Origin of the sequence: Ancylobacter sp. FA202, from assembly GCF_000380205.1 — a bacterium.
Classification (GTDB): Bacteria; Pseudomonadota; Alphaproteobacteria; order Rhizobiales; family Xanthobacteraceae; genus Ancylobacter.
On the sequence record NZ_KB904818.1, the window covers coordinates 2,045,908 to 2,057,941 of the forward strand.

The following is a 12,034-nucleotide window of genomic DNA, read 5'->3' on the forward strand; positions in this document are numbered from 1 at the left end:
ATACGCGGGGCGCTCCACTCCCACACATCCCCTCAGGACCGGGCGCGACCCGGCCACCCGGGCCTGCGCGACGCCGAAGAGGGCTGGGTCCCCGGGTCAAGCCCGGGGATGAGGGTGGTCTTGGGTGCCCCTAAAGCTCCGCCCAGCCCTTCAGCTCGCGCTTCACCACCGCTTCCAGCACCTTGATGCCGTCGGGGCTATCGTTGAGGCAGGGGATGAAGTGGAACTTCTCGCCGCCATTATGGTGGAAGATCTCGGCGTTTTCGCCGGCGATTTCCTCCAGCGTCTCCAGGCAGTCGGCGACAAAGCCGGGGGTGAGCACGGCGAGGCGCTTCACGCCGGATTTCGCCAGCGCTTCCACCGTCTTGTCGGTGTAGGGCGTCAGCCACTCGGCGCTGCCGAAGCGCGACTGGAAGGTGAGGCGCAGTCTGCCCTCGGGCCAGCCGAGCCGCTCGCGCACCAGCCGGATCGTCTTGTAGCAGTAGCAGTGATAGGGGTCGCCCTTGTCGAAATATTCCTTCGGAATGCCGTGGAAGGAGGCGAGCACCAGCTCCGGCTCCCAGTCGAGCTTCGCCAGTTCCGAGGTGATAGAATTGGCCAGCGCCTCGATATAGGCCGGCTCGTCCGGCCAGTGCGGGGCGACGCGCAGCACCGGCTGCCAGCGCATCTTCTTCAGCGCGTCGAAGGCGGCATCGCACACCGTGGCCGAGGTGGCGGCGGCGTATTGCGGGTAGAGCGGGATGAGCAGCAGGCGCTCGCAACCCTCCGCCTGCAGCGCCTCGATGCGCGAGGCGATGGAAGGCTGGCCGTAGCGCATCGCCCAGTCGAACACGAGGCGGTCGTCGCGCGGGGCCAGCGCAGCCCCGAGCTTTTCCGATTGCGACCGGGTGATGGTGCGCAGCGGGCCTTCATTGCGCTCGTTATTCCAGATCGTCGCGTAGTCCTTGCCCTTGGCCTGCGGGCGGATCGACAGGATGATGACGTTGAGGATGAACCACCACAGCACGCGGTTGACCTCGATCACCCGGCGGTCGGAGAGGAACTCCTTGAGATAGCGGCGCATCGACCAGTAGTCGGTGCCGTCCGGCGTGCCGAGATTGACGATGAGCACGCCGATCTTGCCGAATTTGACCGGCGGATGGCCGGCGGGCAGCCCGCCATCGGGGCCGCGGCGGAGGGCGGGGGTGAGAGCGGGGGCGAGAGCCACGTGTGCCGCGTCCACCGGAACAGGCTTGGTCATCGGTACTCCCTCGACGGATCGCTGCCGGCAGCTTCTGCCGTGCTTATAGGTGGATGGGCGGCGCATTCCAACCGGGCGCATTCCAACCGGGCGCATGTCGCAGGCGTGCGTGGCGGCCCGCGCGTTTTCCGGCAGAGCGTTGTACGCTGCCCGGCGCGCCGAGGTTCACGGCGGGAGGGGGCACCATGGACAAAATGCACGGCAGCTTTGGTCTGGTCGGCTGCGGACAGCTGGGCGTGGCCATCGCCACGGCGCTGCTGCGGGCCGAGGCGGTGGACCCGGCGCGGATGTGGATCGCCAACCGCTCCGGGCCGGTCGCCGCGCTTGCCCACTATCCCGCGCTGAACTGGACCCGCGAGGTGCAGGTGCTGGGGCAAGAATGCGACACGCTGCTGCTCGCCTTGCCGCCCGCCGCCGGGCGTCCGCTGCGCTTTGAAGGCGCGGGGCGGCTGGTGGTCTCTGTCATGGCCGGGGTGAGCGTGGAGGATCTGGGCGCGATCAGCGGCGGGGCGCGGGTGGTGCGGGCGATGTCCTCGCCCGCCGCCGCCATCGGCATGGCCTATTCGCCCTGGTTCGCCGGGGCGGGCGTCACCCCGGCCGATCGGCGCGTGGTGCGGGCGCTGTTCTCCGCCTGCGGGATCACCGACGAGGTGCCTGATGAAAGCCAGATCGACGTGTTCACCGCCATCACCGGCCCGGTGCCGGGCTTCGTCGCCGCCTTCGCCGCCAGCGTGCAGGACTATGCGCAGGGGCAGGGCGTCGATCCGCAGGTGGCGCGGCGGGCGGTGGGACAATTGTTCCACGCCGCCGGCGCGCTGCTGGCGGGAAGCGAACAGCCGGCGGCGGATTTCGTTGCCGAGATGGTGGACTATGCCGGCACCACGGCGGCCGGGCTGGAGGCGCTGCGCGCGGCCGGCCTTGCCGATGTTGTGGCCGAAGGGCTGGAAGCCGCCCGCCGGCGCTGCCTCACCATCGGCCGGGAGGGGTGACCCCCCGGCCGTGATCCCTCACCGCACCAGAATGTTGCGGAACAGCCAGGGGTCGGTGGGGTCGATATCCTCGGGGAACAGGCCGGGGCGGCCGTCCAGCGGGGTCCAGTCGGTGTAATAGCCCTGCACCGTGCCGAGATAGGGCTTCTGGATTTCCAGGCAGCGGCGATAGTCCATCTCGTCGGTCTCGACGATGCCGGCTTCCGGGTTCTCCAGCGCCCACACCATGCCGGCGAGCACGGCTGACGTCACCTGCAGCCCGGTCGCGGTCTGGTAGGGGGCGAGGTCGCGGGCTTCCTCGATGGTGAGCTGCGAGCCGTACCAATAGGCGTTCTTGGCGTGGCCATAGAGCAGCACGCCGAGCTCGTCGCGCCCGTCGACGATCTCGTGCTCGGTCAGGATCGACCAGTTGCCGTCGAACCGGCCCTCATTGCCGAACATCTCGTGCCAGGACAGCAGCGCGTCATTGCAGGGATGGTAGGCATAGTGGCAGGTCGGGCGGTAGGCGACCTGCGCGCCGTTGCGCACGGTGAAATAGTCGGCGATCGAGATCGATTCGTTATGGGTGACGAGGAAGCCGTGCTGCGGGCCCAGCGTCGGGCACCAGGTGCGCACCTTGGTCGCCGCACCGGCCTGCATCAGGTAAATCGCCGCGCCGGAGCCGAAATTATGGGTGTGGCCGTTTTCCGGCATCCAGGTTTCGTGCGTGCCCCAGCCAAGCTCGGCCGGCTGCAGGCCTTCGGAGACGAAGCCCTCGACCGACCAGGTGTTGACGAACATGCCGAAGGGGCGCGGGTCGCGGGCGCGCTGGGTGTCGCGCTCGGCGATGTGGATGCCCTTGACGCCGACGCGGCTCATCAGCTCCGCCCAGCCCTCACGGCTGGTCGGCTCGGTGAAGGCGAGGCCGGTATCGGTGGCGAGGTTGACCAGCGCCTGCTTGACGAACCAGGACACCATGCCCGGATTGGCGCCGCAGCAGGAGACGGCGGTGGGCCCGCCGGGATTAGCCCGCTTGGCCTTGAGCATGGATTCGCGCAGCGCATAATTGGAGCGGCTGGCGGGGGTGGCGTCCTTGTCGAAATAGAAGCCGAGCCAGGGCTCGACCACCGTGTCGATGTAGAGCGCGCCGAGCTCGCGGGCGAACAGCATCAGGTCGACCGAGCCGGTGTCGACCGAGAGGTTGATGACAAAGCCGCGCCCGCCCGTGGTGAGCAGGGGGGTCAGCACCTCGCGGTAGTTTTCGTGGGTGATGGCGAGCTGCAGGAAGCGGATGCCGCGCTCGTCCAGCAGGGCGCGGTGGTCGTCCACCGGGTCGATGACGGTCAGGCTTTCCTTGTCGAAATCGAAGTGCCGCTCCAGGAGAGGCAGGATGCCGCGCCCGATCGAGCCGAAGCCGATGAGCACGAGGGGACCGTCGATTTTTCCGTAGACCGGCCAGACTGACATTCGCGGGGACACTCCTTTGGTTCCAAAAGGCACAGATGCGCGCGCACCATGGGACGCCGCAGCCTGCCGCGTCAATGGTGACGGGCGCGTGACGGGGCGGCGGGGGGAGGCGCGCGACGTGGGCTGCGTGCCTCAATGCCGGCCTTGCGGCCGGCACCTCAGCATGACGGCGGACAGGGAGAGGTTCGCGGTGCGGGCGTCATCCCGGCCGAGCTTCGGCGAGGGCCGGGATCGGGTCGTGGTCTGGTGGCACGGCGCGCGATCCCGGATCGGCCTGTTGCCGTCCGGGATGACGGCATCGCCCCCCCCTCACGCATCCGCGGCGAGGATGTGGTTGCGCACCAGCGGGTAGACCTGGCCCTTCCAGCGCCGGCCGGAGAACACGCCGTAATGGCCCACCCCGGCCTGCATGTGGTGGCGGCGCAGATGCGGACGCAGGCCGGTGCAGATGTCCTGCGCCGCCACCGTCTGGCCGACCGCGCAGATATCGTCGCGCTCGCCCTCCACGGTGAGCAGCGCGGTGCGGCGGATGGCGCGGAAATCCAGGCTGCCGCCGCGATAGGTGAGCACGCCGCGCGGCAGCTCATGCTGCTGGAACACCTTGTCGATGGTTTCCAGATAGAACTCGGCCGCGAGGTCGAGCACGGCGAAATACTCGTCATAGAAGGTCTTGGTGGTGTCGGCCTTGTCGTGCTCGCCCATGGCGAGGTTCTCGAACAGCCCGACATGCGCCTTCACATGGCGCTCCAGATTCATCGCCATGAAGGCGCTGACCTGCAGGAATCCGGGATAGACCCGCCGCCCCGCGCCCTTGTAGCCGGGCGGGACGGTGGCGATGAGGTTCTGCTCGAACCATTCCATCGGCTTGGAGGTGGCGAGCTCGTTGACCTTGGTCGGGTTGATGCGGGTATCGACCGGCCCGGCCATCAACGTCATCGACAGCGGCTGGGCGGGGTTGTTCTCCTGCGCCATGACGGCGCAGGCGGCGAGCACCTGCACGCAGGGCTGGCACACGGCGAGCACATGCCCGCCCGGCCCGATCTCCTCCAGGAAGCGCACGACATGGCCGACATAATCGTCGAAGCCGAAGCCGCCGGCGGAGAGCGGCACGTCGCGGGCATTGTGCCAGTCGGTGATGTAGACGTCGTTTTCCGGCAGCAGCGTCTTCACCGTGTCGAGCAGCAGCGTGGCGAAATGGCCGGACAGCGGGGCCACCACCAGCAGGCGCGGCTGCTTCTGGTCGACATCCTTGGCGAAATGCAGCAGCGAGCCGAAGGGCAGGGTCAGCGCCACCTCCTCGCGCACCTCCACCTCGCGATTGCCTGAGGTGACGGTGCCGATGTCGAAGGTCGGGCGCGCATGGCTGAGCCCGGCGCGCTCGATCATCTCGCAGACGGCGGTGACATTGCGCAGCAGCGGCGTGTCTCCGAAGCCGCCCATCGTGCCGATCATCTGCCGCGACAGGCGCGCGGCCAGGCGGATCGGATCGAGGAGGTCGGACTGGGCCTGATAGGCGGCATAGATCATCGGCGGGGAATCTTCCGGCAAAAGCCTGCGCGGCAGCAGCTCGGGCGACAACAGTGTGGGCGGCGAGAGGTCATGCGCGCTCCGGCAGAGGGTCCATGTGCGGCGATCGGTGCGGGGCGCACGGTTCGCCTGTAATGGGGCCTGCCGGACCCATCCTAGAGCGGATGCAAGGCCGCTGCCAAGACGGTTGCGGAGTAGCGGGCACGCACCCGGCCAACGCACCCGGCGAGCACTCTGCCGCGTGTGGCTTGCGCGGGGATGCCGGGCGGCACTGGGCGCGTCATACCCCCGTCAGGAATGGCACGAAGTGTGATTGCCGCTTGCGGGCCGCACAATGGACGCGCCGCCGGAACAGGAAGCCTGCCATGCCCGCCCCGACCTCGACCGCCAAGCCCGCCGCCAAGGGTGCCTCGAAGCCTGCCGCCACGCCCGACGCGCGCGGGACGAAGAAGGCCCCGAGCACGGCGGCGGGCGTGAAGGCGGGCGCCAAGCCCGTGGCGAAAGCGGCCGCCGCCGAATCCACTGCCGCATCCACCGCCGCCCCGCCGGCGGCGGTGCTGACCATCAGCAGCAAGAATTATTCGTCCTGGTCGCTGCGGGGCTTTCTGCTGTGCCGGCTGGCGGGGCTCGATGTGGCGGAGGCGCGCGTCTCCGCCGACGACCCCGCAATCCGCGCCGAGCTGCTGCTGCAATCCTCCTCTTTCCTGGTGCCGCGCCTCGACCATGAGGGGCTGCGGATCTGGGACACGCTGGCCATTGCCGAGTACCTGCACGAATTGAAGCCAGAGGCCGGGCTTCTGCCTAGGGATCGCGCAGCGCGGGCGCATTGCCGCTCCATCAGCGGCGAGATGCATTCGGGATTCGCCAATCTGCGCTCGGCGCTGCCGATGAACCTCAAGGCGCACCATCCCGGCTTCAAGGTGTGGAGCGGCGCGCAGGGCGACATCGTCCGCATCCTCGCCATCTGGACCGAGTGCCTGAAGACCTATGGCGGGCCCTATCTGTTCGGGCCGGCCCCGACCCTGGCGGACGCGATGTACGCCCCGGTCTGCGCCCGCTTCACCACCTATGACGTGCCGCTGGACGCCAGGAGCCGGGCCTATTGCAAGACCATGCTCGCTTTGCCCGCGATGAAGGAATGGACCACGGCGGCGCGGGAGGAGCCGGACGAGATGGAGGAACTCGACGTGGAGTTCTGAGGGACACGTATCGGCTTGTGCGTCGTGAAAATACAATCTTGACGGGAGGCGTTCCCACGCAAAATATGGGGGGCATATTGTACCGGCATAGATGACGCGAGAACGCCCCGCCAAGATCCGTCCTCTTGCGTTGCTTCTGCTGTGCCGTGCCGGAGGAGGCAGCCATGGGCAGTATCTTCAGGGACAGCAATGCGCCTTATGTCCTCGCGATAATCGCCGGGGCGCTCGGTTGGCTGCTGAATTCTGCGGTTGTCGAGCTCAAGAACACCCGCTTCATCGAGTACACCATTTCCTATTCCGGTGGAGCGGACGATCGGCAGGCCATTGTCCGCTTCATCAACCGATCCATGAGCCAACCGATCAGTGTCGGCCGCTTCGGATTTCAATGCCTGCTGCCGCCGGGCGAGACCGGCCCGTGCTTCCGCAGCCGGCGGGGCAGCGGGCAGGCCGTCGAGTTCGTGCGAAGCGGGGCGATCTGGCTGCGTTCCACTCCCCAACTGGTGACAGACGACATCTACACGGTCGATGCCGTCGTGCCGCCGCGCGCCCAGGTCGCCTATCGCATGGGGCTCGTTGGCATCAACGCGGATGTCCGCGTCGGCTATGACCTCGCGGGCGTCGACATCGCCGCCAATGGCGGCAGCGCGGTCGGCGTCGTCTTTGGCCGAGGGCCCACCCTGGAGGGTTGGGTGCTCGAAAACTATCTTTCCATGATCATTTATTCTTTGATCTTCGTTGGGTTGTGCTTTGTCGCTTGGATTGTGATCGCATTTGTCAGCCTGCAGAGGGGCGAGGCGGCGGCCGCTCCGCGCTGAACAGCCCGTGCCGATAGAAGGAGGGGATGATGGGTCATTGGCGTCGCCTCGGCGTCTCGTGCGGTTGGATACTGGGCCTCGGCTGCTGGCTTTCCGCCGGCGTCGCCTTCGCCGATCGGGTCAAGGTCCGCATCATCACCCGGACCAACGACAACGTCGCGGTGAACGTCGTCATCGAGCGACGGAAGAACGGTGACGCCTGGGCCAAGGCGAACGCTGCGGCCCGAGGTGTGGGAATCTACGAAGTCCTCGAAGACGTGTGCAACGACTCGATTGAATACAGGGCCATCTCGACCACGTCTTTTATCGAACAGGTTCCGATAAGAGAAGTGAAGTGCAAATACCCGGAAATCGTCTTCGCCGATTTCTACGTGACGAGCGCGGCCAACCTGATCGAACGCTTCTCGGACAAAGCGGCGTGGGTTCAGGCACTCGGCGGCGTCGAGAACGCCGAAGGCTATGCGACGGCCTATTCCGACAAGGTCAAAGAGGCCCTCACCGCTGCGGACTACGGCAAGATAGCGATCCTTGGCAGCGAGATCGCGACGCAGCTGCGGGGCACCGGCAAGGCTCAGGACGCCGAAATCTTCGCGGCGCTGTCAGTGGCGGCGACCGCGCGTGGCGTCGCTTCCCGCAAAAGCCCGGATGTCGACACCACCAGGGTTCTGGTTTTCGACCCCCGCGCCAACCGGGTTGTCCTCTCGCAAGAGGGAAAAGCCTTCGTCCAGGATTACCAGACGGAAAATCTGGGCTTCGCCGCATCGGACTCCCGCTTCGGCAAGGCCGACTGGAAGACGATGCGCAGCCTTGGTGGCGGACAGGATGTTCTCGCGGCCGAGGTCCGCCTGCCCGAGGCGGCTCTCTCCGGGTTCACGGCCGGCGCGTTTCTTTCAGGATCGCCCTAGGACCGCTCCCACCGCCGGTCGGCCCGCCCCGCCCCTCAGTGCGCCTCGTCCCAGTTCAACGCCGCGCGGGCGTCGACCTTCAGCGGCACTTTCAGCGCCACCGCCGGGAAGGGGGCGAGTTCCATCACCTCGCGCACCACCGGGATGGTGGCGGCGACCTCGTCGTCCGGCACCTCGAAGATCAGTTCGTCATGCACCTGCAGCAGCATGCGGGCGGAAAGGCGCGCCGTCTCCAGCGCGCCGTCCATCCGCACCATGGCGCGGCGGATGATGTCGGCGGCAGAGCCCTGCAGCCGTGCATTGATCGCCGCACGCTCGTTGAAGGCGCGGATCGAGGGGTTCTTGGCATTGATATCGGGGTAATGGCAGCGCCGGCCGAACAGCGTTTCGACATAGCCGTGCTCGCGGGCGAACAGGCGGGTCTCGTCCATATAGGCGCGGATGCCGGGGAAGCGCTCGAAATAGCGCTTGATATAGGCGCCCGCCTCCTCGCGCGGGATCGAGAGCTGGTTGGCGAGGCCGAACGCCGAAATGCCGTAGATGATGCCGAAATTGATCGCCTTCGCCCGGCGGCGCACTTCGCCCGGCATGCCCTCGATCGGCACGCCGAACATTTCCGAGGCGGTCATGGCATGGATGTCGAGCCCGTCCTGGAACGCCTGGCGCAGCGAGGGCGTGTCGGCGATCTCGGCCAGAAGCCGCAGTTCGATCTGCGAATAATCGGCCGAAATGAGCTTGTGGCCGGGGGCGGCGATGAAGGCCTTGCGGATCTTGCGCCCCTCTTCCGAGCGCACCGGGATGTTCTGCAGGTTCGGCTCGGAGGAGGAAAGCCGGCCCGTCGTCGTCGCGGCGAGGGCAAAGGAGGAATGCACCCGCCCCGTCTCGGGGTGGACATAGGAGGGCAGGGCGTCGGCATAGGTGATCTTCAGCTTGGAGAGCTGGCGCCAGTCGAGAATGCGGCGCGGCAGCTCGTGGCCCTGCTCGGCCAGTTCCTCCAGCACGTCGGCGCCCGTCGACCACGCCCCCGTCGGCGTCTTGCGCCCGCCGGGAATGGCCATCTTGCCGAACAATATGTCGCCGAGCTGCTTGGGCGAGCCGGGGTTGAAGCTCTCCCCCGCCATCTCGGAAATATCGGCCTCCAGCCGGCCCATCCCTTGAGCGAACTCGCCGGACAGGCGCGAGAGCATCTGGCGGTCGATCATGATGCCGCGCGCTTCCATGCGGGCGAGCACGGCGACCAGCGGGCGCTCCAGCGTCTCGTAGACGGTCGCCTTGCCCTCGCTGGCGAGGCGGGGCTTCAGCACCCGCCACAGCCGCAGGGTGACATCGGCATCCTCGGCGGCGTATTCGCTCGCCTTGTCGAGCGGGGCGCGGTCGAAGGTGATCTGCCCCTTGCCCTTGCCGCACACCTCCTCGAACTTGATCGGGGTGTGGCCGAGCCAGCGCATCGACAGCGGGTCCATGCCGTGCGGCGAGGCGCCGGCATCCAGCACATAGGACAGCAGCATCGTGTCGTCGTAAGGGGCGACCTCGATGCCGGCGCGCTTGAGCACCAGCCAATCATATTTCAGGTTCTGGCCGATCTTGAGGACAGACGGGTCCTCCATCAGCGGCTTCAGGACAGCAAGCGCCTCGCGGGGAGGAATCTGGCCGGGCAGCAGCCCCTCGCTGAACAGGCCCTCATCGCCGCCCTTATGGGTGAGCGGGACATAGCAGGCCTCGTTAGGCGCGGTGGCGAGCGAGAAGCCGACCAGCTCCGCCTGCATCGGGTCGAGCCCGGTGGTCTCGGTGTCGACCGCGACAAAGCCGATCTGCGTGGCGCGGGCCACCCATTCCTGCAGGCGGGCGAGCGTCGTCACCGTCTCGTAGCGGGAACGGTCGACCGGGGTGGCGGTGGCCTCCGCCTGCCGCGCGGCGGCGAGCGCCTGCGGGGTGAGGCCTTCCGCCGGGCTCGGCGCCGCGTCCAGCGGCACCGCGGTCTCGCGCGTGTCCGGGTCGAGCCCGGCGGCCAGCAGCCCGCTCTCGCCGCCCCCCGCCTTCAGCCCGGGATCGGGATCGATGGCGGCGATGTCGATCTCATAGGCCTCGCCGACGCGGCGGGTGAGGGTGGTGAACTCCATCGCCTTGAGAAAGGCGATCAGCTTGCGCCCTTCCGGCTCGATCACGGCGATGTCGTCGAGCGGCACGTCGAGCGCCACGTCGCGCTTGAGCGTGACCAGCTGGCGCGATAGGCGGGCCTGGTCGGCGAATTCGATCAGGTTCTCGCGCCGCTTGGTCTGCTTGATCTCGCCGGCGCGGGCCAGCAGCGTGTCGAGGTCGCCATATTCCCCCAAGAGCTGGGCGGCGGTCTTGATGCCGATGCCCGGCACGCCGGGCACATTGTCCACCGAATCGCCGGCCAGCGACTGCACGTCCACCACCTTGTCGGGGGCGACGCCGAACTTCTCGAACACTTCCTCGACGCCGATCGCCTTGTCCTTCATCGGGTCGTACATCCGCACGAGCCCATCGACGAGCTGCATCAGATCCTTGTCGGAGGAGATGACGGTGACAAGAGCGCCCTTGGCCTTGGCCTGCTCGGCATAGGTGGCGATGAGGTCGTCGGCCTCGAAGCCGGACTGCTCGACACAGGCGAGGTCGAAGGCGCGGGTGGCCTCGCGGATCAGCGGGAATTGCGGGCGCAGATCCTCCGGCAGCTCCGGGCGCTGCGCCTTGTAGAGCGGGTAGATGTCCTTACGGAAGGTCTGCTCGGACTTGTCGAACACCACGGCGAGATGGGTCGGCTTCGGCGCGAAGCCGCCGCCATTCTGCCCGGCCCGCACCAGCTTCCACAGCATGTTGCAGAACCCCGCCACCGCGCCGACGGGCAGCTTGTCGGAGGAACGGGTGAGCGGGGGCAAAGCGTGGTAGGCGCGGAAGATATAGGCCGAGCCGTCGATCAGGACGACATGGTCGCCGGTGTCGACAGTCTCGTGATGGGCATCAGTGGCGGGCATTGCGGGCTCCGTTTCGCGCCGCACGATGCCCCCGCCGCCGCGCCGGGGCAAGGGGCGTGAGAGGCGGGCATTGGGCTGCGCAGGTGACGCGCCGGCCTTCCGGCGCTACAGAGCGCACAGGAAAACACCATGCCCCGCTACAAGCTCACCATCGAATATGACGGCACCCCCTTTGTCGGCTGGCAGGTCCAGGCGGCGGGGCGGACCGTGCAGGGCGTGCTCGCCGAGGCGGTGCGCCGCTTTTCCGGCGAGGAGGTGGTGGTGCACGGCGCCGGCCGCACCGACGCCGGCGTGCACGCCACCGGGCAGGTCGCCCATATCGAACTCACCCGCGACTGGCGCCCGGACACGGTGCGCGACGCGATGAACGCGCATCTGCGCCCGCACCCGGTCGCGGTGCTGGAGGCCGAGCCGGCCGCCGAGGATTTTCACGCCCGCTTCTCCGCCACCGGGCGGCGCTATGTCTACCGCATCATCGCCCGCCGGCCGGACCTGGTGCTGGAGCGCAACCGGGCCTGGCGGGTGCTGCGCCCGCTCGACACGCAGGCGATGGCGGAAGGCGCGGCCCGGCTTATCGGCCGGCACGATTTCACCACCTTCCGCGCCATTGGCTGCCAGGCCGCCTCGCCGGTGAAGACGCTCGACCGGCTTGATGTGGAGACGGTGCCGCTGGAAGGGCCGGGCATGGAGATAAGGGTGCACGCGCAGGCCCGCTCCTTCCTGCACCATCAGGTGCGGAGCATGGTCGGCACGCTGGTGAAGGTGGGCGAGGCGGCATGGACGCCGGACGACGTGACCGCCGCGCTGGAGGCCGCCGACCGCACACGCTGCGGCCCGATGGCGCCCTCGGCCGGGCTGTATCTGGCGGAAGTGACGTATTGAGGGGGTAAGTGGGGGGCGGGCGCGGCCCGGTGCCT

9 protein-coding genes are annotated in these 12,034 nt (G+C 67.9%); 5 read left to right on the forward strand and 4 right to left on the reverse strand.

Annotation, left to right across the window (positions count from 1 at the left end; translation table 11 throughout):
* Nucleotides 1-130: 130 nt before the first annotated feature.
* On the reverse strand, nucleotides 131-1,240 hold the full coding sequence (gene hemH, locus A3M1_RS0109345) for a ferrochelatase (protein ID WP_018388696.1): 1,110 nt from the start codon (nucleotides 1,238-1,240) through the stop codon (nucleotides 131-133).
* 185 nt (nucleotides 1,241-1,425) lie between these two features.
* Here hemH and A3M1_RS0109350 point away from each other — a divergent pair, with 185 nt between their 5' ends.
* Nucleotides 1,426-2,229 (forward strand): pyrroline-5-carboxylate reductase, encoded by an 804-nt coding sequence (locus A3M1_RS0109350; RefSeq protein WP_018388697.1) that lies wholly within the window; start codon nucleotides 1,426-1,428, stop codon nucleotides 2,227-2,229.
* Nucleotides 2,230-2,247: 18 nt separating this feature from the next.
* Here A3M1_RS0109350 and A3M1_RS0109355 read toward each other — a convergent pair whose 3' ends face one another.
* Together A3M1_RS0109355 and A3M1_RS0109360 are read right to left on the reverse strand one after the other, a co-directional pair.
* On the reverse strand, nucleotides 2,248-3,675 hold the full coding sequence (locus A3M1_RS0109355) for a homospermidine synthase (protein WP_018388698.1): 1,428 nt from the start codon (nucleotides 3,673-3,675) through the stop codon (nucleotides 2,248-2,250).
* 309 nt (nucleotides 3,676-3,984) lie between these two features.
* Nucleotides 3,985-5,202 (reverse strand): polyhydroxyalkanoate depolymerase, encoded by a 1,218-nt coding sequence (locus A3M1_RS0109360; protein WP_018388699.1) that lies wholly within the window; start codon nucleotides 5,200-5,202, stop codon nucleotides 3,985-3,987.
* A 494-nt stretch (nucleotides 5,203-5,696) separates the two neighbouring features.
* Here A3M1_RS0109360 and A3M1_RS25015 point away from each other — a divergent pair, with 494 nt between their 5' ends.
* The 3 genes from A3M1_RS25015 to A3M1_RS0109375 all read left to right on the forward strand — a co-directional run bounded on the left by A3M1_RS25015 (nucleotide 5,697) and on the right by A3M1_RS0109375 (nucleotide 8,121).
* On the forward strand, nucleotides 5,697-6,401 hold the full coding sequence (locus A3M1_RS25015) for a glutathione S-transferase (RefSeq protein ID WP_371258781.1): 705 nt from the start codon (nucleotides 5,697-5,699) through the stop codon (nucleotides 6,399-6,401).
* 164 nt (nucleotides 6,402-6,565) lie between these two features.
* Nucleotides 6,566-7,216, forward strand: coding sequence for a hypothetical protein (locus tag A3M1_RS0109370; protein ID WP_018388701.1), 651 nt, complete (start codon nucleotides 6,566-6,568; stop codon nucleotides 7,214-7,216).
* 29 nt (nucleotides 7,217-7,245) lie between these two features.
* Nucleotides 7,246-8,121 (forward strand): hypothetical protein, encoded by an 876-nt coding sequence (locus A3M1_RS0109375; RefSeq protein ID WP_018388702.1) that lies wholly within the window; start codon nucleotides 7,246-7,248, stop codon nucleotides 8,119-8,121.
* A gap of 35 nt (nucleotides 8,122-8,156) precedes the next feature.
* Here A3M1_RS0109375 and polA read toward each other — a convergent pair whose 3' ends face one another.
* Nucleotides 8,157-11,117: a DNA polymerase I gene (polA, locus tag A3M1_RS0109380; RefSeq protein WP_018388703.1), complete on the reverse strand. Its 2,961-nt coding sequence runs from the start codon at nucleotides 11,115-11,117 to the stop codon at nucleotides 8,157-8,159.
* A 129-nt stretch (nucleotides 11,118-11,246) separates the two neighbouring features.
* Here polA and truA point away from each other — a divergent pair, with 129 nt between their 5' ends.
* The gene (gene truA, locus A3M1_RS0109385) at nucleotides 11,247-11,999 is read left to right on the forward strand and encodes a tRNA pseudouridine(38-40) synthase TruA (RefSeq protein ID WP_018388704.1); all 753 of its coding nucleotides are present in this window, start codon (nucleotides 11,247-11,249) and stop codon (nucleotides 11,997-11,999) included.
* The last annotated feature ends 35 nt before the right edge of the window (nucleotides 12,000-12,034 follow it).

Excerpts from the sequence above, each read along its gene's own strand:
- hemH (WP_018388696.1), bottom strand. The coding sequence starts at position 1,240 with ATGACCAAGCCTGTTCCGGTGGACGCGGCACACGTGGCTCTCGCCCCC.
- A3M1_RS0109350 (WP_018388697.1), top strand. The coding sequence starts at position 1,426 with ATGGACAAAATGCACGGCAGCTTTGGTCTGGTCGGCTGCGGACAGCTG.
- A3M1_RS0109355 (WP_018388698.1), bottom strand. The coding sequence starts at position 3,675 with ATGTCAGTCTGGCCGGTCTACGGAAAAATCGACGGTCCCCTCGTGCTC.
- A3M1_RS0109360 (WP_018388699.1), bottom strand. The coding sequence starts at position 5,202 with ATGATCTATGCCGCCTATCAGGCCCAGTCCGACCTCCTCGATCCGATC.
- A3M1_RS0109370 (WP_018388701.1), top strand. The coding sequence starts at position 6,566 with ATGGGCAGTATCTTCAGGGACAGCAATGCGCCTTATGTCCTCGCGATA.
- A3M1_RS0109375 (WP_018388702.1), top strand. The coding sequence starts at position 7,246 with ATGGGTCATTGGCGTCGCCTCGGCGTCTCGTGCGGTTGGATACTGGGC.
- polA (WP_018388703.1), bottom strand. The coding sequence starts at position 11,117 with ATGCCCGCCACTGATGCCCATCACGAGACTGTCGACACCGGCGACCAT.
- truA (WP_018388704.1), top strand. The coding sequence starts at position 11,247 with ATGCCCCGCTACAAGCTCACCATCGAATATGACGGCACCCCCTTTGTC.